General features: G+C 70.3%; 26 protein-coding genes and 6 tRNA genes. 20 read left to right on the top strand and 12 right to left on the bottom strand.

Going from position 1 to position 25,824, the window contains the following annotated elements; all coding sequences use genetic code 11:
- Positions 1-7 precede the first annotated feature (7 nt).
- Together ATK30_RS41200 and ATK30_RS41195 are read left to right on the top strand one after the other, a co-directional pair.
- Positions 8-817: an SCO1664 family protein gene (locus tag ATK30_RS41200; RefSeq protein WP_101440090.1), complete on the top strand. Its 810-nt coding sequence runs from the start codon at positions 8-10 to the stop codon at positions 815-817.
- 11 nt (positions 818-828) lie between these two features.
- Positions 829-1,707: a phosphotransferase gene (locus ATK30_RS41195; protein ID WP_101441342.1), complete on the top strand. Its 879-nt coding sequence runs from the start codon at positions 829-831 to the stop codon at positions 1,705-1,707.
- 92 nt (positions 1,708-1,799) lie between these two features.
- Here the strand turns inward: ATK30_RS41195 and ATK30_RS41190 are convergent, their stop codons facing one another.
- Entirely contained in the window at positions 1,800-2,792 is a 993-nt protein-coding gene (locus ATK30_RS41190; RefSeq protein WP_101440089.1) for an aldo/keto reductase, read from the bottom strand.
- A gap of 176 nt (positions 2,793-2,968) precedes the next feature.
- Between ATK30_RS41190 and ATK30_RS41185 the strand changes: the two genes are divergently transcribed.
- The 3 genes from ATK30_RS41185 (at position 2,969) to ATK30_RS41175 (ending at position 5,755) form a co-directional block, all read left to right on the top strand.
- Complete coding sequence (locus ATK30_RS41185; protein WP_101440088.1) at positions 2,969-3,775, top strand: DUF3097 domain-containing protein; 807 nt, start codon at positions 2,969-2,971, stop codon at positions 3,773-3,775.
- A 92-nt stretch (positions 3,776-3,867) separates the two neighbouring features.
- The gene (locus ATK30_RS41180; protein ID WP_101440087.1) at positions 3,868-4,302 is read left to right on the top strand and encodes an NfeD family protein; all 435 of its coding nucleotides are present in this window, start codon (positions 3,868-3,870) and stop codon (positions 4,300-4,302) included.
- Between the two features lie 115 nt (positions 4,303-4,417).
- On the top strand, positions 4,418-5,755 hold the full coding sequence (locus ATK30_RS41175; RefSeq protein WP_246369125.1) for an SPFH domain-containing protein: 1,338 nt from the start codon (positions 4,418-4,420) through the stop codon (positions 5,753-5,755).
- Positions 5,756-5,816: 61 nt separating this feature from the next.
- On the opposite strand, the gene ATK30_RS41170 is transcribed toward ATK30_RS41175, so the two are convergent.
- Positions 5,817-7,160, bottom strand: a complete 1,344-nt coding sequence (locus ATK30_RS41170) for an MFS transporter (protein ID WP_101440086.1) — start codon at positions 7,158-7,160, stop codon at positions 5,817-5,819.
- 166 nt (positions 7,161-7,326) lie between these two features.
- On the opposite strand from ATK30_RS41170, the gene ATK30_RS41165 reads away from it, so the two are divergent.
- The gene (locus ATK30_RS41165) at positions 7,327-7,896 is read left to right on the top strand and encodes a TetR/AcrR family transcriptional regulator (RefSeq protein WP_101440085.1); all 570 of its coding nucleotides are present in this window, start codon (positions 7,327-7,329) and stop codon (positions 7,894-7,896) included.
- 65 nt (positions 7,897-7,961) lie between these two features.
- Positions 7,962-8,741, top strand: coding sequence for an SGNH/GDSL hydrolase family protein (locus ATK30_RS41160; protein WP_101440084.1), 780 nt, complete (start codon positions 7,962-7,964; stop codon positions 8,739-8,741).
- Positions 8,742-8,745: 4 nt separating this feature from the next.
- On the opposite strand, the gene ATK30_RS41155 is transcribed toward ATK30_RS41160, so the two are convergent.
- On the bottom strand, positions 8,746-9,273 hold the full coding sequence (locus tag ATK30_RS41155; RefSeq protein ID WP_101440083.1) for a CGNR zinc finger domain-containing protein: 528 nt from the start codon (positions 9,271-9,273) through the stop codon (positions 8,746-8,748).
- A gap of 527 nt (positions 9,274-9,800) precedes the next feature.
- Between ATK30_RS41155 and ATK30_RS45235 the strand changes: the two genes are divergently transcribed.
- The 6 genes from ATK30_RS45235 to ATK30_RS41130 all read left to right on the top strand — a co-directional run bounded on the left by ATK30_RS45235 (position 9,801) and on the right by ATK30_RS41130 (position 10,527).
- Positions 9,801-9,887: transfer RNA gene (locus ATK30_RS45235), tRNA-Tyr, on the top strand.
- Positions 9,888-9,912: 25 nt separating this feature from the next.
- Positions 9,913-9,985 (top strand) — tRNA-Gly (locus ATK30_RS41150).
- Between the two features lie 33 nt (positions 9,986-10,018).
- Positions 10,019-10,092: transfer RNA gene (locus ATK30_RS41145), tRNA-Arg, on the top strand.
- A 194-nt stretch (positions 10,093-10,286) separates the two neighbouring features.
- Positions 10,287-10,358, top strand: a tRNA-Arg gene (locus ATK30_RS41140).
- 19 nt (positions 10,359-10,377) lie between these two features.
- A tRNA-Lys gene (locus ATK30_RS41135) sits at positions 10,378-10,451 on the top strand.
- A gap of 4 nt (positions 10,452-10,455) precedes the next feature.
- Positions 10,456-10,527, top strand: a tRNA-Arg gene (locus tag ATK30_RS41130).
- A gap of 541 nt (positions 10,528-11,068) precedes the next feature.
- Here ATK30_RS41130 and ATK30_RS41125 read toward each other — a convergent pair.
- The gene (locus ATK30_RS41125) at positions 11,069-11,869 is read right to left on the bottom strand and encodes a pentapeptide repeat-containing protein (protein ID WP_101440082.1); all 801 of its coding nucleotides are present in this window, start codon (positions 11,867-11,869) and stop codon (positions 11,069-11,071) included.
- 188 nt (positions 11,870-12,057) lie between these two features.
- On the opposite strand from ATK30_RS41125, the gene ATK30_RS41120 reads away from it, so the two are divergent.
- Both ATK30_RS41120 and ATK30_RS41115 read left to right on the top strand, forming a co-directional pair.
- Positions 12,058-12,636, top strand: a complete 579-nt coding sequence (locus tag ATK30_RS41120; protein WP_101440081.1) for a TetR/AcrR family transcriptional regulator — start codon at positions 12,058-12,060, stop codon at positions 12,634-12,636.
- A 45-nt stretch (positions 12,637-12,681) separates the two neighbouring features.
- Entirely contained in the window at positions 12,682-13,560 is an 879-nt protein-coding gene (locus ATK30_RS41115; RefSeq protein ID WP_101440080.1) for an alpha/beta fold hydrolase, read from the top strand.
- Positions 13,561-13,578: 18 nt separating this feature from the next.
- Here the strand turns inward: ATK30_RS41115 and ATK30_RS41110 are convergent, their stop codons facing one another.
- The 3 genes from ATK30_RS41110 to ATK30_RS41100 all read right to left on the bottom strand — a co-directional run bounded on the left by ATK30_RS41110 (position 13,579) and on the right by ATK30_RS41100 (position 16,774).
- The gene (locus ATK30_RS41110; RefSeq protein ID WP_101440079.1) at positions 13,579-14,067 is read right to left on the bottom strand and encodes a DinB family protein; all 489 of its coding nucleotides are present in this window, start codon (positions 14,065-14,067) and stop codon (positions 13,579-13,581) included.
- 232 nt (positions 14,068-14,299) lie between these two features.
- Positions 14,300-15,379: a coiled-coil domain-containing protein gene (locus tag ATK30_RS41105; protein WP_220817286.1), complete on the bottom strand. Its 1,080-nt coding sequence runs from the start codon at positions 15,377-15,379 to the stop codon at positions 14,300-14,302.
- A gap of 273 nt (positions 15,380-15,652) precedes the next feature.
- The gene (locus ATK30_RS41100; RefSeq protein WP_101440077.1) at positions 15,653-16,774 is read right to left on the bottom strand and encodes an epoxide hydrolase family protein; all 1,122 of its coding nucleotides are present in this window, start codon (positions 16,772-16,774) and stop codon (positions 15,653-15,655) included.
- A gap of 140 nt (positions 16,775-16,914) precedes the next feature.
- Between ATK30_RS41100 and ATK30_RS41095 the strand changes: the two genes are divergently transcribed.
- A complete protein-coding gene (locus tag ATK30_RS41095) occupies positions 16,915-17,487 on the top strand; it encodes a CGNR zinc finger domain-containing protein (protein WP_101440076.1) in 573 nt (190 codons plus the stop codon).
- Positions 17,488-17,559: 72 nt separating this feature from the next.
- Here ATK30_RS41095 and ATK30_RS47025 read toward each other — a convergent pair whose 3' ends face one another.
- Positions 17,560-18,450: a LysR family transcriptional regulator gene (locus tag ATK30_RS47025; protein WP_101440075.1), complete on the bottom strand. Its 891-nt coding sequence runs from the start codon at positions 18,448-18,450 to the stop codon at positions 17,560-17,562.
- A gap of 133 nt (positions 18,451-18,583) precedes the next feature.
- Between ATK30_RS47025 and ATK30_RS41085 the strand changes: the two genes are divergently transcribed.
- Complete coding sequence (locus ATK30_RS41085) at positions 18,584-19,285, top strand: flavodoxin family protein (protein ID WP_101440074.1); 702 nt, start codon at positions 18,584-18,586, stop codon at positions 19,283-19,285.
- 42 nt (positions 19,286-19,327) lie between these two features.
- On the opposite strand, the gene ATK30_RS41080 is transcribed toward ATK30_RS41085, so the two are convergent.
- Positions 19,328-20,449: an FAD-dependent oxidoreductase gene (locus ATK30_RS41080; protein ID WP_101440073.1), complete on the bottom strand. Its 1,122-nt coding sequence runs from the start codon at positions 20,447-20,449 to the stop codon at positions 19,328-19,330.
- A gap of 75 nt (positions 20,450-20,524) precedes the next feature.
- Between ATK30_RS41080 and ATK30_RS41075 the strand changes: the two genes are divergently transcribed.
- Together ATK30_RS41075 and ATK30_RS41070 are read left to right on the top strand one after the other, a co-directional pair.
- Entirely contained in the window at positions 20,525-21,220 is a 696-nt protein-coding gene (locus tag ATK30_RS41075) for a TetR/AcrR family transcriptional regulator (protein ID WP_101440072.1), read from the top strand.
- Positions 21,217-22,380: a tyrosine-type recombinase/integrase gene (locus ATK30_RS41070; RefSeq protein ID WP_101440071.1), complete on the top strand. Its 1,164-nt coding sequence runs from the start codon at positions 21,217-21,219 to the stop codon at positions 22,378-22,380. The genes ATK30_RS41075 and ATK30_RS41070 overlap by 4 nt, the downstream gene beginning before the upstream one ends.
- Positions 22,381-22,518: 138 nt before the next feature.
- Here the strand turns inward: ATK30_RS41070 and ATK30_RS41065 are convergent, their stop codons facing one another.
- Positions 22,519-23,295 (bottom strand): alpha/beta fold hydrolase, encoded by a 777-nt coding sequence (locus ATK30_RS41065; protein WP_101440070.1) that lies wholly within the window; start codon positions 23,293-23,295, stop codon positions 22,519-22,521.
- Between the two features lie 113 nt (positions 23,296-23,408).
- On the opposite strand from ATK30_RS41065, the gene ATK30_RS41060 reads away from it, so the two are divergent.
- A complete protein-coding gene (locus ATK30_RS41060; RefSeq protein ID WP_208637560.1) occupies positions 23,409-24,236 on the top strand; it encodes a helix-turn-helix domain-containing protein in 828 nt (275 codons plus the stop codon).
- Positions 24,237-24,296: 60 nt separating this feature from the next.
- On the opposite strand, the gene ATK30_RS41055 is transcribed toward ATK30_RS41060, so the two are convergent.
- Together ATK30_RS41055 and ATK30_RS41050 are read right to left on the bottom strand one after the other, a co-directional pair.
- Positions 24,297-25,040 (bottom strand): hypothetical protein, encoded by a 744-nt coding sequence (locus ATK30_RS41055; RefSeq protein ID WP_101440068.1) that lies wholly within the window; start codon positions 25,038-25,040, stop codon positions 24,297-24,299.
- A gap of 27 nt (positions 25,041-25,067) precedes the next feature.
- On the bottom strand, positions 25,068-25,754 hold the full coding sequence (locus ATK30_RS41050) for a TetR/AcrR family transcriptional regulator (protein WP_101440067.1): 687 nt from the start codon (positions 25,752-25,754) through the stop codon (positions 25,068-25,070).
- Positions 25,755-25,824 lie beyond the last annotated feature (70 nt).

Here is a 25,824-nt window from a genome sequence, read left to right as displayed (position 1 = left end):
GGCGGCCGTGGCGAACACCGCGCCAGGGCCAGCCGACCCGGCCGCCCGCGATTTCGTCTCCCGCGGCCGCATCGACGTCGAGGGCAGGCTGGTCGACGCCTCGAACGTGACGCTGTTCTGCGCGATCGAACTCGACGGCGTCACCGGCCGCGTCGTGTACAAGCCGGTGTCGGGGGAGCGGCCGCTGTGGGACTTCCCGGACGGCACCCTCGCCGGCCGCGAGGTGGCCACCGCGATGATCTCCGACGCCTGCGGCCTCGGCATGATCCCGCCGACCGTGCTGCGCGACGGCCCGTTCGGGCCCGGCATGGTCCAGCTGTGGGTCGAGACCGACGAGGAAGCCGAAGTGGTCGACGTCTGCGCGCCCGACGAGGTCCCCGAGGGCTGGCGCACCGTCCTGCACGCGCACGACCGGCTCGGCGAACCGGCGGTGCTCGTCCACGCCGACCACCCGGACCTGCGCGAACTCGCGGTCCTCGACATCGTCGTCAACAACACCGACCGCAAGGGCGGCCACCTGCTCGCGGGCACGGACGGCCGCGTCTACGGCGTGGACCACGGCATCTGCCTGCACACCGACCCGAAGCTGCGCACCGTGCTGTGGGGCTGGATCGGCGAGGAGCTGCCCGAGGACGCCGTCGAGAAGCTGCGGAAGCTCCGCGCGGACCTCGACGGCCGCCTCGGCGCGGAACTCGGCGAACACCTGACCGCCTTCGAGATCCGGGCGCTCTCGCAGCGCACCGACTACCTGCTCGCCGAGGCGGTGTTCCCCGAGCCCGGCGACGACTGGCGCGCGATCCCCTGGCCGCTGTTCTGATGGCGGGCGTCATGGACAACGACCTCATCGACAGCGCCGCCCGCGCCCGCCTCGTCAACCGCTTCGGCTCCGCGGCCGAAGCATGGTGCGACGCGCTGCCCGCGCTCGTCGACCGGCTCTGCCGCCAGTGGGGCCTCACCGTCTCCGAGGCCCGGCCCGGCAACACCGGCCGCACCCTGCTCTGCCGCGACCGCGAGGGCGTGCTGAAGGTGCTCAAGCTCTGCCCGGACCGCGCGATCGCGACCGCGGAGGCCACCGCGCTCGGCTCGTGGGCCGGACTGTCGCGCGTCGTGCAGATCCTCGACGCCGACCTCGACCACGGCGCCGTGCTGCTCGAAGGACTCGAGCCCGGGGACACGTTCACCGGACGCGGCAGCGACGTTCCCTGGGACCAGATCGGCGAACTGCTCGCCGACGTGCACGGCGTCCCCGCCGCCGGGCCGTTCCCGACCCAGCTCGAACGCGTCCGGTTCATGTTCGGCCTCGCCGAGCAACGGCTCGCCGGATCCCCGGCCGAAGCGCATCTGCCGCTGGAAGCCCTGCGCACCGGCCTCGCCCGGTCCGAGAAATTAGCGGCCAGCGGCCCGATCGCCCTCGTGCACGGCGACCTGCACCCGGGCAACGTCCTCGACGCCGGACCGGAACGCGGCGCGGTCGCGATCGACCCGCGCCCGTGCGTCGGCGACCCGGCCTTCGACGCGGTCGACTGGGCCGTGCTGCCGATGGCCCACGGCGGAACGGTCGAGGACGGGATCGCCCAACTGCCGCACCTGGACGGCGACCGCGTGCGCGCATGGTGCGTCGCGCTCGCCCCGCTGGTCGCGATGGGCCCGCTCGGCCGCGGCGGCCCGACGCCGTTCACCGACGCGGTGCTGCGTCTGGCGCGCTGACCCGGCCAGGACCAGACGCGGGAACGAAAAACGGCGCCAAGCCCGAAGATCGCAGTCGGGAGCGCCACGGAACGGGGACGCCGAGCCCGTGGCTAACCTCGAGCGACCTCCGCGGTGTGCGCGGGAAGGTAGCGCTCGCCCATGACCTGGTCGCTCAGCGGCTCCAGCGCGGCCAGCGCCTCGGCGTCAAGGACGAGATCCAGCGCGGCCGCGTTCTGTTCCAGCCGGACCGGGCTGCGGGTGCCCGGAATCGCCGCCACTGCCACCCCGAGCCGCTCGGCCTGGGCGTACACCCAGGCCAGTGCTATCTGGGCCGGGGTCGCGCCCAGCCGGTCGGCCACCTCGCGCACGGTCCGCGCGATCTTCTCGTTGGCCTCGCCCGCCTCTCCGGCGAAGCGGGGGTTGCTGCGCCGGAAGTCCTTCTCGCCCAGCGCGGAGCGGTCCAGCGCGCCGGTCAGGAACCCCCGCCCCAGCGGCGAATACGGCACCAGCCCGACCCCCAGTTCGGCCATCACCGGGGTGACCGCCTCGACGTCGCGGGTCCACAGCGAGTACTCGCTCTGCACCGCGGCGATCGGGTGCACCGCGTGCGCCCGGCGCAACAGCTCGCCGTCGACCTCAGACAAACCCAGATGACGGACCTTGCCCGCCTCGACCAGTTCGGCCATCGCCCCGACGGTCTCCTCGATCTCCACGTCCTGGGGCGGGCGGTGGGCGTAGTACAAGTCGATCACCTCGACGCCCAGCCGCAGCAACGACGCGTCGCAGGACCGGAGCACGTAGTTCCGGGCGCCCCGGATGCGGCGTGCCCCGTCGCCGGCGCTGCGGTCGAGGCCGAACTTCGTGGCCAGCTGCACCTGGTCCCGGCGGCCGTGGACGGCCCGGCCCACCAACACCTCGTTGTGCCCGGCACCGTAGGCGTCGGCGGTGTCCAGGAACGTGGCGCCCAGCTCCAGGGCCCGGTCGATGGTCGCCATGCCGCCGTCCCAGTCGGCGGCGCCGTAGCTCTCGCTCATCCCCATGCACCCCAGGCCCATGGCGCTGACGGTGAGACCGGACGAGCCGAGCGCGGTTCGAGTGATCATGCGCGGATACTCCTTCTGCCCGGCGGACCAGGCGGCACCTCGACGGCTGGCGAACGCCGCCGACGCTAGGACCTGGAGCGCGCTCCAGGGCAAGCCGGAGAACCGGCCGCGCCGGTCCGCCCGTCCCCGGCGTGGCGGCGGGACGGCCCGCCGCCACGCCGATAACGTGCCCGACCGTGCGCTATCACGACGTGCTGTCCGGGCCCCGCAAGCGGAAGGTGCCGGAGGTCCCCGCCGAACCAGGGCTCGTGGTCGAAGACCCGGCCAGCGGCTATTGCGGCGCGGTGGTGAAAATCGAGTACGGCAACGTCGTCCTCGAGGACGCCAAGGGCCGCCACCGGGTGTTCCCGCTCGCGCCCGCCGCGTTCCTGCTGGAAGGCAAGCCGGTCACGCTCGTGCCGGCGAAGAAGGCCGCCGCCCCCGCGCGGCAGGTGTCGGCGTCCGGTTCGGTCCGCGTGCAGGGCCTGCAGGCCCGCGTCGCGCGCGACTCCCGGATCTGGGTCGAGGGCAAGCACGACGCCGAACTGGTCGAACGCGTCTGGGGACACGACCTGCGCGTCGAAGGCGTCGTCGTGGAACCGCTCGACGGCGTCGACGTCCTGGCCGACCGGATCGCCGAGTTCGGCACCGGCCCGGGCCGCAGGCTCGGCGTCCTCGTCGACCACCTCGTGGCGGGCAGCAAGGAATCCCGGCTGGTCGGGCAGATCCGCGACGAGCAGGTGCTGGTCACCGGCCACCCGTACATCGACGTCTGGCAGGCGGTGAAACCCGCGTCGGTCGGCATCCGCGCCTGGCCGGAGATCCCGCGCGGCATCGAATGGAAGACCGGCGTCTGCGACGCGCTCGGCTGGGGCGAACCGTACGAGGGGTGGCAGCGCGTGCTCGCCGGGGTGCGCAGCTTCCGCGATCTCGAAACGCCGCTGATCGGCGCGGTCGAGCGGCTCATCGACTTCGTGACCGAACCGGGCGACGACGCTCCGTGATGCCCGATATGCCGGGAAGATCCAAGGTCACGCGTCGGTCACGTCGGGTAGCTTGCCCGGTGCGAAACGACGCGATCTGAGAGCATGAAGGCATGGCAGCGGCTCTGATCTGGCTGATCATCGGCATCGTCCTGATGATCGCGGAGGTGATCTCCGGGGACTTCGTGCTGATCATGCTCGGCATCGGCGCGCTGCTCGGAGCCGGCTCGGAAGCGCTCACCGGCAACATCTACATCGACGTCGCCGTGTTCGCGCTCAGCTCGGTCGGGCTGCTCGCGCTGGCGCGTCCGGCGCTCAAGCGCCGTTTCCTGTCCGGTTCGGCCATCCCCACGGGCATCGACGCGCTGGTCGGAGCCCGGGCCGTCGTGGTGTCCACTGTGGACTACGATGCCGGCCAGGTGAAAATCGGCGGCGAGGTGTGGTCGGCGCGCGCCGTGCACGAATCGCAGCCGCCGATCGCCCCGGGCACCAGCGTCACGGTCGTCGAGATCTCCGGCGCCACGGCCGTGGTGGACATCGTCGCGTGAGGCGCCGTCCGAGAAAAACGGTACTAGGTAAGGGGAAACGCTCTTGTCGACAATAGCGATCGTCGTGGTCGCACTGCTGGCTCTGTTCGTCATCATCACAGTGGTCAAGGCGATCATGGTGGTGCCACAGGCCCAGTCGGCGGTGATCGAGCGGCTCGGCCGGTTCCGCACGGTCGCTTCGCCCGGCCTGACCTTCCTCGTCCCGTTCCTGGACAAGGTGCGCGCGCGGATCGACCTGCGCGAGCAGGTCGTCTCGTTCCCGCCGCAGCCGGTGATCACCGAGGACAACCTGACGGTGAACATCGACACCGTCGTGTACTTCCAGGTCACCGACTCGCGCGCGGCGGTCTACGAGATCTCGAACTACATCATCGGCGTCGAGCAGCTCACCACCACCACGCTCCGCAACGTGGTCGGCGGCATGAGCCTGGAGGAGACGCTGACCTCGCGCGACTCGATCAACACCCAGCTGCGCGGCGTGCTCGACGAAGCGACCGGCCGCTGGGGCATCCGCGTCGCCCGCGTCGAGCTGAAGGCGATCGAGCCGCCGGCCTCCATCCAGGACTCGATGGAGAAGCAGATGCGCGCCGACCGGGAGAAGCGCGCGATGATCCTCACCGCCGAAGGCCAGCGGGAATCGTCGATCAAGACGGCGGAAGGCCAGAAGCAGAGCCAGATCCTCGCGGCCGAAGGCCAGAAGCAGGCCGCGATCCTCGCCGCGGAGGCGGAACGGCAGTCGCGGATCCTGCGCGCACAGGGTGAACGAGCCGCCCGCTACCTGCAGGCGCAGGGCCAGGCGAAGGCGATCGAGAAGGTGTTCGCGGCGATCAAGGCCGGCCGCCCGACGCCGGAAGTCCTCGCCTACCAGTACCTGCAGACGCTGCCGCAGATGGCGCAGGGCGACGCGAACAAGGTCTGGATGATCCCGAGCGACTACGGCAAGGCCCTCGAAGGCTTCGCCCGCGCGCTGGGCGCTCCCGGCGACGACGGCGTGTTCCGGTACGAGCCGCCGAAGGACGACACCCCGGCCAAGCCGGACCTCGACGACGAAGAGGTCGCCGGGTGGTTCGACACGAGCAGCGACCCGAAGGTCGCCGAAGCGGTCGCGGCCGCGGAAGCCGTGGCGCGCAAGGAGGTCGAAGGCCCGCTGGGGGCTTCGAGCGAGGGCGCCCGGCGGGCGATCGGCGGGGTCCCGGCCAAGCCGAAGGCCCCCGAGCCGGTCCGGGAAGAGGAACCGCCCGCGCCGCCGGAGCCGCCGCAGCCCAGCGCTCCGCCGCCCGCACAGCAGCAGCAGTCGTTACCGCAGCCGCAGCCTCCGGCCGGACCGCAGGGCGGGCCGTACCAGGGGCCGCCGCCGCAGCAGTTCGGCGGACCGCAGGGTCCGGGCAGCGGGCCGTTCCCGCAGCAGGGTCCGTTCGGCGGGCCGCAGGGCGGGCCTCCGCCGCAGCGCTGATTCGTTCCCGACAGGGGCTGCCGCACCGGTTTTCGGTGCGGCAGCCCCCTTTTTCGTGCGGTCAGCGGGCGTATACGCCGACGTCGTCGATGTTGGCTTTCGAGCGATCAGGCAGCGCGATCACGCACAGCACGGTCACGACGACCGAGGCGACGATGTAGATCGAAATCGAGTACGGCGTTCCGGTGATGTGCAGCAGCCAGGTCGCCAGCAGGGGAGCGGGGCCGCCCGCGAACACCGAAGCCAGTTGATATCCCAAGCCCGCGCCGCCGTAGCGCAGATGCGTCGGGAAACTCTCGCCGATCAGCGCCGCCTGCGGGCCGTACTGCATCGAGTGCGCGACCAGCGACACGATGACGGCGAGGAAGATCATCGCGTGGCCGCTGTGGGTGAGCACGGTGAAGTACGGGAACGCGATGATCCCGGTCAGCACCGCGCCGGTCAGGTACACCTGCTTGCGGCCGATCCGGTCGGACAGCTGGGAAAACAGCGGAATCAGCAGCAGTTCCGCGGCCGCCCCGACGAGGACCGCGTTGAGCACGAACGTCTTGCTGAATTCCGGCCGGTGCACGACATAGACCAGGACGTAGCTGGTGAACAGGTAGAACGGCATCTGCTCGCTGAACCGCAACCCGGCCGACAGCAGGATCTCCCGCCAGTGGTGCCGGACCACGTCTTTCACCGGCGCTTTCGAGGTGCGCTTGGCCGCCACCGCGGCGGCGAACATCGGAGTTTCCAGGATCCGCAGCCGGATCACGAGGCCGATCGCCACCAGGACCAGGCTCAGCAGGAACGGGATTCGCCAGCCCCACGAGGCAAAGGCGTCCGGAGACAGCGTCGCGGACAGCAAGGTCATGCCGCCGGTGCCGAGGACGAGCCCGACCGGGACGCCGACCTGCGCGAAACTCGCCAGCAGGCCGCGCCGCCGCTGGTCGCCCCATTCCATGGCCAGCAGCACCGATCCGCTCCACTCGCCGCCGATCGCGATGCCTTGCACCAGGCGCAGCAGGACGAGGATCAGCGGTGCGGCGACGCCGATGGTCGCCGCACCGGGCAGCAGGCCGACCACTGCCGAGGGCAAGCCCATCAGCAGGAGCGTGACGATCAGCGTCGCCTTGCGCCCGAGCCGGTCGCCCCAATGGCCGAAGATCGCCGCGCCGATCGGGCGGGCCGCGAACCCGACCGCGTAGGTGGCGAACGACTGCATGACCCCGGCGTAGGAGGACGACGCGGGGAAGAACAGATGGGGAAAGACCAACGCCGCGGCGGTGTTGTAAAGGAAGAAGTCGTACCACTCGATGGTGGTGCCGATCGAACCGGCCAGAGCCGCCCGGCGTACCTGCACCCGGCGGTCGCCGGAGGAAGCTTGGACTGACTGGGTGACCTCGTTGTCGCCTAGAGTCATGGTCGTGCACCTCTCGTGACGGTCGTCACACTATAGTGTGGACGAGCGGACCAGGTTTGACGATTCCTGGCGCTTGCTCCGGACGGGTTGTTTCCGCCCTTTCGGCACGCCGCACGGACCTGGATCGGGCGCCGCGCGACCAGGGCGCGCGACTACCATCGCAGCCGTGACGGAGGACAAACCGCTGCGCGCCGACGCGCGGCGAAACCGCGCGAAGGTGCTCGATGCCGCCGAGACGGTGTTCGCGGCCAAGGGCACCGGTGCGCCGACCGAGGAGGTCGCGCGCGAGGCCGGCGTCGGCATCGGCACGGTGTTCCGGCACTTCCCCACGAAAGAAGCGTTGCTGGAAGCCGTTCTCTACGCGCGGCTGCACCGGTTCGTCGACGAGGCGGACGCCGTCGTCGCGCAGAACGCCGAGGACGCCGGGGCCGCGTTCTTCACCTTCCTCACCAGCTGGATCGAGATGTCCAGCGCCAAAAACGCCTACTTCGAAGCGCTCACCTCCGCCGGCGTGTGCGTGCCCAGCACGGGTTCGGTGATCGGGGAGCGGCTGCGCGAATCCCTCGGCGTGCTGCTGCGCCGCGCCCAGGACAGCGGCGCGGTGCGGCGCGACGTCACCACGACCGAGCTGATCCCGGTGATCATCGGCACCGCGAAGGCAGCCGAGCACGTCGGCTCCGATCGCGCACTGCGGGACCGCACGATCGCGATCCTGTTCGACGGCCTCCGCCCCTGAACCGGCGAAGCATCCGCGGCCGGGCGCCGTGACCAGCGCGGGGGAGCCGGGCCTAAACTGAGGCAATGACCAACCGCTTAGTCTGTATTGGCGATTCGTTCACCGAAGGCGTCGGGGACGACGATCCGTCCGCGCGCAACGGGGTGCGCGGCTGGGCCGACCGGGTCGCCGAGGTCCTCGCGGCCGGGGAGCCGGGGTTCCGGTACGCCAATCTGGCGGTGCGCGGGAAGCTCCTTCCCCAGGTGCTGAACGAACAGGTCGAACCGGCATTGGCGATGAAGCCGGACCTCGTCACGCTCTACGCGGGCGGCAACGACCTGATGCGGCCGCGCGTCGACATCGACAGCCTCGCCGACTCCTACGAGCGCGCCGTGGCCCGGTTCCGCGCGGCCGGTGCGCAGGTGCTGCTGTTCACCGGCGTCGACGGCGTGGAAGACGCGCTGTTCCGGCAGATCCGCGGCCGGGTCGCGATCTACAACGAGCACGTGCGCGGCATCGCGGCGCGGCACGAGACGCTGCTGGTGGACATGTGGTCGATGCGCCAGCTGCGCGACCGTCGAATGTGGTCCCCGGACCGGCTGCACCTCAACGCCGCCGGGCACACCGAAATCGCCATCGCCGTCCTCGACGCGCTGGGCGTGCAGCACAGCCTCACGCACGTCGCGCTGGGACCGCGGCCCCGCCTGTCCGCGCGGGAACAGCGCACGGCGAACCTCCGCTGGGGACGGGAACACGCGCTGCCGTGGATCGGCCGGCGCCTGCGCGGCGAATCCTCCGGCGACACGATCGCCCCGAAGTATCCGGAGCTGGAGTCGTTCGCCGAAGCCGTCAAAGCTCTCGACTGACGGCCTAGCCCGCGAGCTGCCGCGCGCGATGGTCGGCGACATTGACCCGCGTGCCGCAGCGAGTGGAACAGAACCGCCGCCGTCCGTTGCGCGACGTGTCCACGAACGCGACGCCGCACCCCTCGCGCGCACAGACGCCGAGACGGTGCGGCTCCTCGCACACCAGATGCGCGAGCCCGCCGGCGGTGTAGGCGTGGAACCGCTCGACTACGTCCGCGCCTTCGCTGGAGTAGTGCAGATGCGGCGCTTTCCCGTCGTGGCTGGCGATGTTCGGCCGGCACGCGGCAACGGCGAGCAGCTCGTTGACGAGATCGACCCGCTCCGCCGTCGTTTCCGCGACGAACACCCGGTGCAGCCGCCGCCCCCACGCCAGGATCCGCGCCGCCTCGTCCGCAGCGATGCGCGGCAGCACCATGTCGTGCGCTTGCCCCACGGCCCGCACCTCGGCGGCCGTGACGTCGTCGCGCTGGGCAAGGGTCGCCAGGTCGGCGGCTACTTGCGCGCCCGCGCCACCGTAAGGATTGAAGTGCACTCGACCATTACAACACGATCCGTCTTCCGGCGAAAGCCCGGCCGAAAACAGTTCTCCGGAAAATAAGATTGACGCATCGCTTCGCCGTAGGTGAAGATGAATGCACTACAGCGGATGAAGGAGCGGTCATGACGAACATGCGGAAGCGGGAGATGCGAGGCCGGTATCCGGCCGCCCTCCGCGCTGCCCGGCGTTCGCTTGCCTACCAGTGCCGCATGGGCCGAAAAGGCGGTCTCCCGGGCGGTATCCGCTCCCTGACCTGACGCAGCAGCAGTTGCGCACAGGGAGCCGCCCGTCGGGAAACCGATCCGGGCGGCTTCTCTCGTCAGGGCGTCCGAACGCAATTCATTCCCGCCGCCGCGTTTTCTTCGCGACGGTATTTCCCTGCTGCCCATTTTCGCGATGAGCGCGGTTCTTTGACAACTGCACAGCGGAGCAAAAAGACATTTCCGAGACTCGTCCCCGTCGCCTCACCCGCGGCCAGGACGAGCGCGGGGTCCGGCAGCCACGCGCCGCCGGACCCGCACGGTGGAGACGGGACGGCGGCGGTCCCACCCGGCGGTAAACCGGGAGCCCGTTCGAGGGCAGTGAGGGTTCGACTCCCTCCTTCACCACTGCGCCCTGGTCAGGGCGCGTCCTGCGGTCGTGGTGAACTCGGCGGACACGTCGGTCTTCCAAACCGAAGAAGAGGGTTCGATGCCCTCCGGCCGTTCGCGGTCCGGCGCCGTCGGGGAGCCGGACGCACACCCCTGTAGCTCAGCGGGAAAGAGCGCCGCACTACGAATGCGGAGGTGCCAGGTTCGAGTCCTGGCAGGGGTACGGGGCCCGGCGCCGAGGGGGCGCCGGCGCCTTGTCCGGATGCGAGGGGCATTGGCGACCCCGCCTGGTTCGGGACCAGGAGACACCGCGTTCGACCCGCGGGCATCCGACTTCCCGTCTCGCGTTCCCGGTTGGGGTAACCGGCAGCAGCGCGGATTTTGGATCCGCTGGCCCAGGTCCGAATCCGAGGCCGATGCTCGTTCGTCCACCTGGCAGGACGTCGCGCTCCGGACGCGGAAACCGAGGTTCGAACCCTCGACGGGCAGCACCATCCCGCACTGACGCGGGCCGTTAGCTCAATCGCGCAGAGCAGCCGGCTTTTACCCGGCGGGTTCAGGGTTCGAGTCCCTGGCGGCCCACTCCGCCCCCGTGGTCCAGCGGACACGACGCCGGCCTCCGAAGCCGGGAACGCAGGTTCGACTCCTGCCGGGGGCACGATCGTCGTCAGCTGCCGCCGGGCAGCTCGATCATCGCTGGTCGAACAACTGGCCAGCGACTCGTGTCGCGCTGCTATGCGAGAGGCAGACCCCCGGACGAACTCAGCACGACCTGACTTCCGTCCTCATCGGACGGTCCCGCTGCGTCAGCAGCACCCGCGCGCGGTTCGGCAACCAGCGGAGCCTCATAAGCCCCGCCAACGTGGATCGGCACCACGGCGCGCGACTGGCCCGTTTCACGACGGTCGTGGCACGGCCCGCAAAGCCGTGGGCTTCCGGGTTCGACTCCCGGGCGGGTCTCCGCGACGCTCCGCTGTGCAGAAATCAGTAAGGGTTGAACTGCACTGAACCATTACTCCACGATGGCGGTCATGGAAGAAAACCGTTGCCCCCGCTGTGGCTGGCCTCTGGCCGAACTGCCTGCCTCCGCCGTCGTTCCCGCGTCGGCGAGCAGTCGGACCGAGTACGTGCGCTGTGTGTGCGGCAGCTGGATCGCCCGGCTCGGCGGGGTCGTAGTGGGGTCCACCCGGCCGCGCTGACTACCACTGTTCGGGGCGGGCCAGCCGAGGAGGCAGCTTGGTCTCCGCGTCGCCGCGGGCGGCGTTCACCTGGGACTGGGTAAGGAAAATGCTGTCGGTGAAGTCGGCGCCGCGGATGTCGGCGTCGCGCAGATCCGCGCCGATCAGGTCAGCGCGGCGCAGGTCCGCGCCTCGAAGGTTCGCCGCGATCAGGTAGGCGCCGCGGAGGTTCGTGCTGCGCAGGTCCGCGCCGGCGAGTTTCGCGCCGATCAGGTCGGCACCGCGACGGTCCTTCTTGCGCCCGGCCCCGGCACGGACCAGCTCGCTGGTGCGCACCAGCAACGGGTTGACCTGGGCGCGACGAGCGTCGACGTCGATCGCCAGCACTGCGTCCGCGTCTCCGGCAGTCGCCTGTTCGATGTCGGCGATCTCGGCGTCCAGATCCGCATGGATCTCGTGGGTCACGGCGAGCGAGCGCGCCTCGGTGAGATACCAGAGCAGTTCGTGCAGGTGCCGCATCACCGGGAGCGCGGCGAACATACGGTCGCGGGTTTCCGGAGCCTCGCGCCAGCTCCGGCCACCGAAGGTCACCTGCGACACTTGCTGTCCGGCACCGAAGCAGTCGTACGCGGTGCAGCCCGAGAAACCCTTGGGGCGCAACCGATCGTGGATGCCGCAGCGGTAATCGGGCCGCAGATTCGGGCACGGGTCGCCGGCCCGCTTGTCGATGGCGAAGTCGGCTGACTTGGTGAAGGTGAGCGCCACGCAGCAAAGCGCGAAACAGCTCGTGCAGTCGGCGGTCAGGGTGCGGCGGTCGGGCAAGGTCTCTCCAGCGAAGGCGGGCGAACCGGTCCAGCGTAGTCGCCGCTCACCTGCCCGCGACGACCACGACGCCCGGGAAGTCAGCGGTACCAACGGGGACGGTGCCGATCGAGCACCGACCCGTCAGCCTGGATGGCTGCAGCTCCCTTTCTTTATCGAACGATCCATAATGGCGTAGGGTGGCGGCCATGGTCCGCACCCGCGAGTTCGACACCGAAGCGGCCGTGAGCCGTGCGATGGAACTGTTCTGGTCGCGCGGCTACGAGGCGACCTCGGTGCGCGATCTGACCCAGCACCTGGGTCTCGGGCAGGGCTCGCTGTATGCCGCCTTCGGCGACAAGGACGGCCTGTACCGCGCCGCGCTCGAGCACTACCGCGCGACGCTCGCGGCGACCGCGCTCGAGAGCCTGAAAAACGGCGCCGACGCCCGCTCGGCGATCCGGACGCTCCTGGTCGAGCGGGTCCGGATCGCCGCGGCCGACGACGGCCGAGGCTGCCTGGCGGTCAACGCCGTCTGCGAACGCCTGCCGGGGGACGCCGCGACCCGGCGCACGGTGCGGGACATGCAAGACGCCAGCCAGGAAGCGATCGCCGAGGTGCTGTGCGTCGCGGCGGAGCGCGGCGAGATCGCGGCGCGGCACGATCCGCCTACGCTGGCCGCCTTCCTGGTCACCTTCCTCAACGGGCTGCTGGTCTCCGCGAAGATCACCCCGGACGCCCGCGCCCTCGAACCCCTCGTGGAGGTAGCCCTGGCTGCCCTCGACTGATTCGTGGTGCCCTCAAACTGGAACGTCCGATCAAGAAAGGGAACGATGTTCGACCACGACGAAACTCCAGTCCGCACCGGCCGTGCCGCGGTCAACGGAACGAGCCTGCACTACCGGACCGCCGGATCCGGCCCCGCCGTGGTGCTGCTCCACGGTGTGCCGAAGACCGGTTACCACTGGCGGCACCTCGTCCCGAAGCTCACACCGCAGTACACGGTCGTCGTCCCGGACCTGCGCGGTCTCGGCGATTCCGCCCGCCCCACGGACGGCTACGACTCCGCGACGATGAGCGAGGACGTCGCCGAACTGATGGCCGGCCTCGGCCACGAGACTTACGCCGTCGTGGGCGAGGACTGGGGAGCGGTGATCGGCTACCAGCTCGCCGCCCGGCATCGCGACCGAGTGACGTCCTTGGTGTTCGCCGAGGCGTTGTTCCCCGGCTTCGGCTTCGAGGACCACACCGCGCTCACCGCCGAGAACGTCGCCAGCGGCATGCATCTGTGGCATCTGGGCTTCTACTTCCAGCCGGACGTTCCCGAGATGCTGATCGCCGGCCACGAACGCGAGCTCATCACGTACCTGATCAAGTTCGAGCGCAGCCGCCCGGACAGCGCGACGCCGGACGCGATCGAGGAGTACGTGCGCTGCTACTCGATGCCCGGCGGCATCCGCGCGATGCTCGCGATCTACCGGGCGATGCTCGTCGACGCCGAACAGAATCGGCAAGCGGCGCAACGGAAACTGGACCTGCCTGTCCTGGCGCTCGGCGGGTCGGCGTTCATCGGCGAACGCGCCGAATCCCAGATGCGGATCATGGCCCACGACGTCACCGGACTCGTTTTCGACGCCGGGCACGACCTCGCCGAGGAAGTGCCCGACGAAATGGCCGACGCGGTCCTGCCGTTCCTCGCCAAGCACCAGTAGGCCGCCGAGGCCAGGGGGTCAGGACAGGGGCTGGTCGATCTGCTCGCGCAGGATGTCGCCGTGGCCCGCGTGCCGGGCGAATTCCTGGATCATCGCGAGCAAAGTCCAGCGCATGCTGACGGTTCCCTCGCCGGGGAACTCCTTGGTGTCGTCGAGTTCGAAGCGCGCCGCGATCTCCCGCGACCGCTGACTGGCGCGCTCGTACTCGGCGATCACGTCGGCCACGGTCTCGTCGTCGGAGACGGCGAAGGTGCCGACGTCCCGCTTCGAGTATCCGTCGCATTCGGACTCGTCGAGACCCGCCCAGAACCGTTGGAACCAGATCCGTTCCGCGGCGGCGGCGTGCTTGACCACGGAAATCGGCGTCGACAGCGACGCGACGAGCCGCCGTCGGGCGTCAGCCTCGGACAGGCCGCGGAGGGTCTCGGCCAGGGCTTCGCGGTTGCGGTCGAGCGTGTTCTCGAGAAGCTCTCGTTCGGTGCCGTTGGTGAGGCGTTCGGTGGGCATGGTTCCACTCCGTTCTCGGGCAGGACTGGTTCGCGGACGGGTCGTCCGCACGACGGGGAGGGCCTGACGAGGCCGGGATCTCTGAAGTGCTCACCGTGGGGAGCGCGCCTACGCGGGCCAGGAAAAGCACCGCGGGCGATGACTGTCCGCCGGGAAACCCGGCGACTGAAGGTATTGAACCACAACCCTGCCGGGCGTGGTGGCTGCTCGCATCTGCAGCCACCACGCCCGGTCACTCGGCTTCTTCCGGTTGTTCCGCCTTCTCCGCCTTCTCAGCCTCGCGAAGCCGGTGCAACTCCTCAAGCTCCGCCTCCTGTGCACTGACGCGAGCACGCAGTTCTCCCAGCTCAGCGTGCAACGGAGCCAGCGTTTCGGCATACGTCTTGGTCGCCTGGCTCAACTGCGCTGCGGCCTCCGCGACCCGCTGATCGGCCGCCACCTGGACGCTGCGCACCCGGTCGTCCGCCTCCGCCGCCTGCTCACGCAACCGCTGTTGTTGCTCGCGCATCCGGCTTTCGTGCTCGGCGGTCAACGACGCGCGAAGTTCCTGCTGGGCTTCCGCTGCCGTGCGGCGGGCCTGTTCGAGGTCCTCGACCGCCGTCGCGCGCAATGCGGAAATCTCGCGCTGCAACGCCGTGACCCGGTCGTGCGCGGACGCCGCCTGCTCAAGCGCACGCTGCCGGTTGTTCTCGGCTTCATCACGGACCGCCAATGCGGCTTCCTGCGCTTTCCTTGCCGCAGAAGCGTTCTCGAGCGCAGCGTCACGCTCGGCTCGGTCCACTTCGGACTGGTGCTTGGCCGCCTCCTCGGCCGCGCGAGCCTCCTCCGCGGCGGCTACGGCGTGCGCGCGTTCCGCATTCGCCGCCCGGGCCTGCTCCAGCGCCTCGTCGCGAGCAGCCTCGGCCTCTTCCCGCGCTTTCAGGGCAGCTGCGGTCTGGTCGGCGACGTGCGTGCGCAGCGCGGACAGCTCCGCGTGCAGCGGTTCCAACGCCGACAGCGCCGAGCCGAGCTGCTCGTCGAGCGCCCGGGTGTCGAGCTGGGTCATCGGCTGGTCGGGGCCGTAGACGGTCACCCAGATCTCGCGCTGCTCGTCGAGCATCGCGCACGTGATGACCTTCGCGCCCCACCTCCCGTACCGCTCCGGATCGGCCGGGCAGTAGGGAGTCGGCCGCCCGCCCTGCCGGGGGATGGGCGGCAGCGGCTGGCCGCAGTACGCACACCCCGCCTCGTCCCCGGCGGCCAACGCGCGCACGGTCGCTTCCCGGCGCTCCTCCCGGCTCCCGCGCCGGATCGGCGGCCCCACCGTCTCCATCAGCACCCCTTTCCGCTGGTGGAGCACACTCTACAGTTAGAGTTTCAATACTTAAACCCGAGGTATCAGATAGAAAACTCGAACAGTCGACCAGATCTGCCGGTAATCGACTATATGGATAACTGAGATTATTGATATAGTCATGCCGCAGGCGGCTCCGAGGGGCCTGGCGGACATGCCCCTTGCGCGCACCGCGTGAGCATCAGCCTCTTCGGCGCGATCGAGAGCGAGCTGGCACGCCGGGGGACCGGCCGTCGCGTGGTCGATGCCTGGTCAGCGGACGAGGCGGAAGAACCCACGTACTTGTTCGACCAGCGACTCGGGCTGTTCCAGTGCGGCGAAGTGGCCGCCTCGGGGCAGTTGCTGGTACCAGCGCAGGTCGGTGAAGCGCAGTTCGGCCTCCCGCCGCGAGGGGCGAGTGATGTCGCGAGGGTAGACCGCCAGTCCGGACGGCGCCGTCACCTTGTCCCGGAAGTGGGCGAAGCTTTCCCAGTACAGGCGTGCCGACGAGGTGGCCGAGGCGGTGAACCAGTAGACCGAGATCTCGTCGAGGATCGCCTGGCGTGGCACGGCGTCTTCGGGGTGGCCGTGGTTGTCGGTCCAGGCCCAGAATTTCTCGGCGATCCAGGCGGCCTGCCCGGCCGGGGAGTCGGTGAGGCCGTAGCCGAGGGTCTGCGGCCGGGTCGCCTGGATGGCCGAGTATCCCCGGCCGGTGCGCTGCATCTCTTTCTCGGCCTCGAGGTTGGCCAGCTCGGCGGGTGTGGGGTCGTCGAACGCGCCCGCCGCCACGGATCCGAGGTTCAGGTGCACGCCAGCGACCCGTTCGGGTGCGACTTCGCCGAGTGCGCCGGAGACCGCGGAGCCCCAGTCTCCGCCTTGGGCGCCGTATCGCTGGTATCCGAGGGAGGTCATGAGGGTGTCCCAGGCGCGGGCAGTGCGGGTGACGCCCCATCCGGTGGTCGTCGGCTTGTCGCTCCAGCCGTAGCCGGGCAGCGACGGCGCGACGATGTGGAAGGCGTCCGCGGGGTCGCCGCCGTGGGCGCGGGGGTCGGTGAGCGGACCGAGGATCTGCAGGAACTCGAGTACCGAGCCCGGCCAGCCGTGGGTGAGCACGAGCGGGAACGCGTCTGGCTCGGGCGAGCGGATGTGCAGGAAGTGGATGCCGAGGCCGTCGATCGTGTCGCGGTACTGGGGGAAGGCGTTGACGCGGTCGGCGAACCCGAAGTCGTAGTCCTCGGCCCAGCTGCGGCACAGCTCCTGCGCGTAGGCGAGCGGCACTCCCTGCGACCAGTCCGGCACCGGCTCGGGCTCGGGCCACCGCGTCCGGCGCAACCGGTCGCGCAGATCCGCGATCTCGGCTTCGCTGACGCTGACCTTGAAGGGCTCGGCGGCCATAGCTGGCTCCCGTTCTGGCAGGACGTGCCGGTGAAAGGTGGCGTGAGCTTCCGGCTGCGCCGCCGGAGCACCCAGCTAAGCTGTGACACGTAAAAGGCTGTACGGATGTCACCGGACGAACCCGTGAGGAGATACGTCAAATGCTGGAAGCGTGTCACATCTCATCCGGGGTGGAGGCGGCCGTCGATCTCGCCAACACCTGGAAACCCGTCAAGGGCGAGGACACGCTGGAGACCGTGGAACAACTCCAAGAGTTCCTCGCCGACCATCCGTCTGTCGGAGGGGGCTCGAGGACCTGTGCCTCGCGGCGTCTCACCCGCGCCGACCTGACGGAGGTCCGCGCACTGCGCGAGACCGTGCGCCGCGTGCTCGAAGAATCCAGTATCGACGCGGTCGCGGCTGCGGCCCTGATCAACGACGGTCTGCGCCGCAGCCATGCCACTCCGGTGCTGCGCCACGAGGACGGCCGCTGGTGGACCGAGGTCACCTCCGACACCGACCGCTGCGCGGCGCACCTGGCCGCGACCACGCTCAGCGCGCTGGCTCGTGTGATCGCCACGCTCGGTCCGACTCGTCTCGGCGTATGCGCCGGACCCCGGTGCCGGGCCACCTACGTGGACCTCTCGCGCAACGGCTCGAAGCAGTACTGCACCCGAACCTGCGCGCACCGGGCCAGCGTCGCGGCCTACCGCAGTCGGCACAGCACGAGCTGAGCTGTCGTCTCCGCAACGAACTGGCCAGCGAACTGGAGCACGGCAGGCAGAACCGCGCTGCCGCATCCTCTCTTAACTCGGCACAGCCGCCTTCAGCAGCAAATCCCGCAGCGCGAGCGCGACCTCCGACGGATTCTCCGGCAAGAGAACCACCTGGTCAGCGGTCGTCGAAGGACCAGTCAGCGGGATGATCCGGAGCCCGGGCGGCTGGTGGTCCAGTGCCGACTCGACGGTGATCCCGATTCCCGTTCCGGCGGCGACGTGGGCGGCGATGGCCTGCACGCTGTCGGCGGTGCGGATGATCCGCAGGTCCGCCCCGCTGATCTGGAACGCGGACAGCAGCCGGTCGCAGAGCCCGCTGTTGATCTGGTGCGGCCAGGTCAGCAGCGCGGTCGAGGACAGTTCGGCCGCGCTCAGTTCCGTATGCCCGGCAAGGGAATGCGCCGCGGGCACGAGGGCGACGAACCGTTCGGCGGACAGCACTCGCGCCCGCACGCCGTTGATCCCGCCGGTCGCCCATCCGATGCCGAGCCCGACGGTTTCCGCGCGCAGGGCGGCGAGCTGCGCGGTGGTCGGCATCGGCTCCGGCACGATCGTGACGTCCGGGAACCGCTCGCGCAGCTGCGGCAGGCAGCGCAGCAGCACCTGGTGCGCGGTGTACTCGGCGTGGGCGACGACGAGCGTGGTGCGCGTCCGGTCTCCGCCGGCCAGGGCGCGGCCGCGGTGCTGGAAGCGGCGCAGCTGGGCGAGGGCGGCGTGGGCGTCGGGCAGGAGGGCTTCGCCGAGGTCGGTCAGCGAGACCCGGCGGCTGGTGCGGTGGAAAAGCTTGCCGCCCAAGGTTTTCTCGAGGCGGCGGACGGCGTCGCTGACGGTCGCCTGTCCGCGGTGCAGGCGTTCGGCGGCGCGGCCGAAGTGCAGTTCCTCCGCGACCGTGACGAACGCTTCCAGCTCGATCCTGTCCACCGGATCAGGCTAGCCGGATCGATCGGTGTCACCGATCGCTGGGTGCGCGAGAACGGCGTTGATGACGTCCGGCGATCGGGATGGGATAGGGGAGCAAGCAGGGGATTTCCCCACGACCGGAAGAAGTTTTCGCATGACAGCCAATGCCGTTGACCGCACCCCCGAAGCCACCGTGACCGTGGTCTGCCATTCGGTGCACGGGCACACCCGCCTGCTGGCCGAGCATCTCGCCGAAGGGGCGCGGCAGGTGCCGGGCGTGCAGGTGCACCTCGTCGACATCCGGGCCGAGCACGTCACCGCGGGCCGCTGGCACGACAGCGAGGTCATGGCGCTGCTGGACCGTTCCGACGCGATCGTTCTCGGCTGCCCGACGCTGATGGGCAGCGTCTCCGCAGTGTTCAAGGCGTTCATGGAGGCCGCGTTCACGCCGTTCACGACACAGGCGTGGAAGGACAAACTGGCGGGCGGGTTCACCATGTCCGCGTCGCAGAGCGGCGACAAGCTCGCGGTGCTGCAGCAGCTGTCGGTGTTCGCGGCGCAGCTGGGCATGCAGTGGATCGGCGTGGGCGACATGCCGGGCAACAACTGGAGCGGCGGGACCCGCGACGACGTCAACCGGCTCGGCTCGTGGCTCGGGCTGATGAGCCAGAGCCACGCCGACCTCGGCCCAGAAGACGCCGGATCGCACGGCGACCGGGTCACCGCTCAGCGCTACGGAGAGCGGATCGCCCGGCTGACGCAGCGGTGGGTCAACGGCGTGCCGTACGAGACCGGCCGGATGACCGAGCACGAGGCCCGCGCGCTGTCCGCGTCGCTGCGGGAGGCGGTGGCCTGATCTGGGGCCCGGGTGCGGGACCCGCCCGCACCCGGGGCGTTCCTACGTCCCGGCGACGAACTCGGCGACCAGGCCCTGCGGTGCGTCGGGGCCGAACATCTGCTGTTGCAGGTGCGCGCCCTCGGCCGCGGTTTCCGCGCCGCGCGGGAACATCGCCTGCTCGTACTCGGCGAGCGCGGCCTCCACGTCGTCCGGATGGGCGGCGAGCGCGTTCCCGAGTTCGGCCCCGTCGAGCATGGCCAGGTTCGCGCCTTCGCCGTTCGGCGGGGCGAGGTGCGCGGCGTCGCCGACCAGCGTCACGCCGGGCACCCGCTCCCACTGATGTCCGATCGGCAAGCCGTAGTGCGGCCGGAAGACCGGCGCGGTGTCGCTTTCGGTGATCAACGCGGTCAATGCGGTCGACCAGCCCTCGTACTCCGCGGCGATCCGGGCGGTCGCGGCGGCCGGATCGCCGAAATCGATGCTGTCGAACCACTCCAGCGGCCGGACCAGCCCGACGTAGGCGTGCAGGGTTCCATTCCGCTCGCGATGGGCCGTGATGCCGTGGCCGGGCGCGAGCGCCAGCAGCATTCCGCCGCCGACTGCTTCGGCGGCGGCGGGGAACCGGCGATCCGAGTCGTAAAGGAAGGTCTCGACAAACCCGGTGCCGGTGTACTCCGGCTTCGCCGAGGACAGCAGCGGCCGGACCTTCGACCAGGCACCGTCCGCGCCGACCAGCAGGTCCGCGGTGACCTTGCTTCCGTTGGCGAAGGCGACCTCGTAGCCCCCGCCCAGGGCGCGCACGCCGCTGACCTTGTGTCCCCAGTGGACAGTGCCCTCCGGCAGCGAGTCGATCAGCATCTGCCGCAACTCGCCGCGGTGGACTTCGGGACGGCCGCCGTTGCCGTCATCCGGTTGTTTGAACAGCACTGTGCCGTCCCGGGCCAGCAGCCGCAGCTCTTGTCTTCCTTCCAGGACCAGGCTGCGGAATTCGGCTGTCAGCCCGGCGGCTTCGACGGCGAGCTGGCCGTTGTAGTCGTGGATGTCGAGCAGGCCGCCCTGGGCGCGCGAGGCCGGGGACGGCTCGGCCTCGTAGACGGCGGCCGGGATTCCGTGGACGTGCAGGACGCGGGCGAGCGTGAGTCCGCCGAGCCCGGCGCCGACGATCGTGACGGAGGTGGTCATGACAAGGCTCCTTCGAAAGGTTCTGGTACGTCATTCCATGTTGGAACGGCGCTCCAGATATGTCAAGATGGGCGCATGGCTACGGGGACGCGCCGGGCACAGCGGCGCACGGAGGCACTCTCTCGGGAGCGCATCGTCGAGGCGGCGGTGGAACTGCTGGACGCGGCCGGCGAGAGCGGCCTGACGTTCCGGGTGCTCACCGAGCGGCTCGCGACGGGGCCCGGGGCGATCTACTGGCATGTCGCGAACAAGCGCGAGCTGCTGGTCGCCGCGACCGACGCGGTGGTGGCGGACGCCCTGGCGGCGAGGTCGACCGGCTCGCCGCGAGAGGAAGTGCACGCAGTGGCGCTCGGGCTGTTCTCCGCGATCGACGCGCATCCGTGGCTCGCCGCGCAGCTGCTGCTCCAGCTGTCCCGCAGCCCGGGCGGACCGGTGACGCCGCGGATCCTCGAAAGCCTCGGCCGCCGGGTCCGCGCGCTGGGCGTGCCCGAGGAGCACTGGTTCACCGCGACGTCGGTGCTGATGCACTACGTGCTGGGCGCGGCCGGGCAGAACGCGGCGAACAGCCAGGTCGCCGAACCGGACGCGGACCGGGCCGAATTCCTCGCCGCCACGGCGCAAGCGTGGGAAGCGCTCGATCCCGAGGAATACGAGACGACCCGCTTGATGGCGAGCCAGATGCGCGAGCACAACGACCGCGAGCAGTTCCTCGCCGGGATCGATCTCGTGCTCGCCGGCGTCGCCGCGCTGTATCCGGGCGGGCGCGCATGACCCTCGCGCTCACCGATGCCGGGGGAGCGGGCAAGGACGCGCGGGAACGGTTCGGAGAATTCCTGCGCGTGTACGCGTCGCTCAACACCCGCATCGCGTACGCGACCGATCTCGGCATCCCGCTCGACTGGGTGCCCGGCTATCAGCCACCTGACCCGGGACGCCGCCGCGGCCGTGCGCGGCGGACCGATCCGGACGCGCTGGCGTGGCTGCCTTGGTGTCTGCGCAACGGGTTCACGTCGTTCGCCGACGTCCGGGTGGAGCACGTCGAACAGTGGCTGGACGAACTGGCGCAGGCCGGGTACCGCGACGCGACGCGCGGCCGGATGCTGTCGGCGGTGTCCGCTTTCTACCGCAAGTACCTGTTGCGGGAAGGTTTGGCCGGGCACAATCCCGCGGCGCTGGTGGACCGGCGCGCGCAGCATCTCAACCGGCCTTCCGGCGTCCCGTCGCAGACCGCGCGCTGGTCGTTCGACGCGTGCCGGGCGTTGCTGCTCGCGGCGTGGCTGCTGGTCGACCACAGCCGGAACGGCCTGCGCGACCGGGCGATGGTCGAGATCCTGATCGGCACCGGCGTGCGCGCGGAGGAACTCGTGGGCGTGGACCTGGGCGACTACCGGCGGCCGACCGCGGGCGGCTTCGGCGTGCTTCGGGTGCACGGCAAGGGATCCAAGGACCGCGAGGTCGCGCTGGCCGCCCCGGTGGCGGACGCTCTCGACGCTTACCTCGCGGACCGGGCGACGCCGCAGGTCCCGGCACTGCGCGGACAGGTCGGTGCGAATCGGGCCGAGCCGTTGTTCGTCACCAGCACCGGCGCGCGCGTGCACGTTTCGCACGTGACTGCGTTGCTGCGCAGGTTGTGCGCGACGTTCTGCCAGCCACCCAAAACCGCGCGGCTGCGGGAATTGCTGGACACCGCCGAGGCCCGGTTCGTCGCTACGCATCTGCAGCCGCTGTGCGACACCATCCACCCGCACTCGGCGCGCCACTCCTACGCGACGCACGCGATCGAGCGAGGGGTCCCGCCGCGGCAGGTGCAGCGCGACCTCGGGCACGCCGCGCTGTCGACCACCGAGGGCTATCTCCACGACGAGAACGCCATCCGGGACTCGGCCGCGCACGAACTGGCACCGGCGTTGCATCGCGGCTGGCTCGGCTGACAGTCGCTGGTCACGGCTCTGCTGCGAGGAACAGGAGAACTGCTCGCCCTGGTCGTGGCTGGTGTCGCGACGACCAGGGCAGAGGTCACGTGGCCATTCCGCGATGTCGTCCTCTGGCGACGAGGCGGTCGAGCGCGTTCAGGCAGCGGGTGCGAAGGCCGTGATCGCGTCGGCAAGGGCGGCCGGAGCTTCCAGCGGGATCAGGTGACCTGTCTTCGGAATCACCGTGAACTCGGCTTCGGCGAGATAGGGCATGAGGTGGTCGACGAGTACGTCGGCGGGCTCGACCTGGTCGTTCTCTCCGGCGACGACGAGCGCGGGGACGCTGATCATCCGGGTGTGCTCGCGGATGTCCTCCGCGATGCCGCGCAGCGGCCACTCCGTGCGGGCGGCGTCGGTGCAGGCGCGGGAATCGGTCGTGATCCGCGACTTGATCTGCTCGGGCAGTTCGGTCGCGGTGAGGATGTGATCCCGTGCGCCAGCAACGGACTCGTCGGAGTCGTAGGCGTGGGAAAGGCCCTCCCGGTACTCGGGCGTGATCCCTGAGGCGGGCTTCGCCGGAGCGGAACCGACGAGGACGATCCCGCGGAGGCCAGCGGGCCGGGTCGCCGCGACGAGCTGCGCGACCTTGCCGCCCATGGAATGTCCGACGAGGACGTAGTCGGCGACGCCCGCGTCGGCGATGATGGCGAGCGTGTCGTCGGCGAATTGGCGGAGGGCGTAGGGGCCCGCCAGGGTGCTCGAACGGCTCCACCCGCGGAAGTCGACAGTGAGCGTGTCGCGTCCCGCGAGGCGGCCGACGACGAGGTCCCAGGTGCGGGCGGATCCGCCCCAGTAGTGCAGGAACACCAGGGTCGGGCCGGTTCCCGGCCGGTGGTCGTAAACGGGCAGGAGCGACTGCTGCGTCGTCGTCATCGTGACTCTCTCGATCGGTGTTCTGAGGGACGTTGTTCTGTGTGTTCATTCAATGTCTTCCGCTATCCCGAGGCATCGGCAGGACTGGTCGGCTGATGGTGAAAAATGGACAGATGACCGTGATCCGGCAGATGACTTACGAGCCCGTCGGGCGCGGTGCCGCCGCTGTCGAAACCATGACGTTCGACCGCCTTCGCGAGCTGAACGACGGCGGGACGCAGCGTGCCGACTTCCACGTCCTCGCCGTCGTCGATGCCGGGCACGGATCCGTCACCGTGGACTTCCTCCGACACCCGCTCCAGAAGCGGTCTGCGGTGTGGATCGCTCCGGGAGCGGTGCACCGATGGGAGGACATCGCCGACGTGGCCGGGCAGGTCGTGTTGTTCGTGCCGACCGCGCCGGTCACCAGCGCCACCCGGGAGCTCGTCGCGTCCCCGGCCCGGGAAGTGCGCTGGAGGATTCCCGACGCCGACTGGCCGTTCGTCGACGCCGCGCGCAGCCATCTCCTCCTCGAAGCATCCGCTCCGCCCGGAGATGTCTCGGCTGAGGTGCCTGAGATCCTGCTCTCCGCGCTCATCGCCCGGCTTCGCCCCCGCCACGCCGAAGCGCCGTCGGTCAATCCGGTGTTCCGGCTGTTCCAGGCCAGCGTCGACGCGCACTTCCGGGAACATCACGACGCCGGCTACTACGCCCGGACACTGGGATACGCGCCCCGCACTCTCACCCGAGCGGTGCAGCGGGCCACCGGTCGCAGCGCGAAGGCGTACCTCGTCGATCGGATCGTCCTGGAGGCCAAACGGCTCCTCGCCCACGACCGCCTCACCGCGGCCGCCTGCGCCACCGCGCTCGGTTTCCCTGACACGTCCAACTTCTCGGTGTTCTTCCGCAAGGCGACAGGCATGCCCCCGGGCGCATGGCAGGCGACGGTAGCGGCCGAATGAGCGATCGCCAGGATCCTGAACCTGCTTGCTGGCTCGGCACGCTGATTGCCGCAATAGCGGTCAAGCCTCGATGAACGGCTCCGTGCACAACGTGCAGGTAATCGGCCCCAACTCCAGGATCGACCGGGCCGCGCGGATCCGGCGCGGGGGTTCGCACCGGCAGATCGCCGCGACGTAGTTCGGCCCGCCGCGGTGCGCGCCTCGGCCGTCGACCGGCGCGATCACCACCGGCGGGGCGAGCGGTTCGGCCACCTCGCCCGGCGTTTCCGGGTCGTCCGGCGGGGCCGCGACGGCGCGTCGGGCGACCTCCTGTTCGGTGTGCCGCCACACGGTCAGCGCGGCTTCGAGCCGGGAGAGTTCTTCTTGGTACGCCTCAATGGTCGCGGGGAGCGCGGTGGTCGAGGACCAGCCGATCCGGTCCGCCTGTTCGGCGCGCAGGCCGAGTTCGGCGGCGAGCGCGGCGAAGCGTTTGTTGTGGTAGCGGCCGTCGCTGACGTCGACGATGTCGCGGGTGGCGGCGAGTCCGTGCGCGGCCTCGTGCAGGGTGGTGGAGAGGATCTCGGCCGCACTGCGCCGCAGGCCTTCGGCGCCGAGGAAGAACTCGGCGCGCGGTTCGACGCCTTCGCCGACGTGCCAGCGGGACCGCGCGAAGTGGCCGTGGATCTCGGTGGTGGTGCCCATCGTTCCGGAGGCGAGCACGAGGATCGCGTCGGGGACGTCCGCGTGCCGCCGCCGGATTTCGGCCCAGAGCTGTTCCATCGCGTGCATGACGCGGGTGGTCGGACCCAGCGCGGCGGTCTCCATGGGCCCATCTTGCCGCTTAAGCGGTAACTAGCTGAGGGAGAGTCCGGAGAGCACTCGTTCGAGGCCGGCGGCGAAGACGGCGTCGCCGTCGGGGTGCACGGCGTCGCGGGCGGTACGCAGGAGGGTGGGGTAGCGGCCGGTGTCGAACATCCGTTGCAGGTAGGGCCCGGCGGCGCGCTGCCAGCCCTCCTCGTCGAGGCCGGTGTCGCTGATGAGCCGGCGCTCGCGGATTTCGCTGCGCACGGCGCCGGTCACGTAGGAGTGCACGGTGAACACCGTGATCATGGCGTCCTCGATCGGGCCCGGGCCGGCCGCGGCGGCCAGCGACGCCTCCAGGTACGCGAGCGCGTTCGGGCCGAGCCCGGGGCGTCCGCCGATCAGGTCCGCGAACCATTCGTGCCGTTGGACGGCCGCGCGGCAGCCGTGGGCGAGCGCGCGGAGGGCGGCCACGCCTTCGGTGTCCGGATCCGGCAGCGGGATCTCGCCGTAGACGGCGTCGGTCATCAGGTCGAGCAGTTCTTCTTTGGTGTCGAGGTAGCCGTACAGCCGCATCGGCCCGGCGCCGAGGGCGGCCGCGACTTTGCGCAGCGACACCGCTTCGAGACCGCCTTCGTCGGCGAGCGCGCAGGCGGTCTCCACGATGCGGGCGCGGCTCAACGGCGTCGGCGCCGCGCGCGCCAGCGGTTCGGGCCGCTCCCACACCACTTCGTCCATGCTCGCTCCTTTTTCGGGTGACAGTACCGGGACGCCTCCGATACGGTGTATTTTGCCAATACAGTGTATC

The organism is Amycolatopsis echigonensis (genome assembly GCF_002846615.1).
Classification (GTDB): Bacteria; Actinomycetota; Actinomycetes; order Mycobacteriales; family Pseudonocardiaceae; genus Amycolatopsis; species Amycolatopsis echigonensis.
This window is presented reverse-complemented; position numbering and strand designations above follow the sequence as displayed.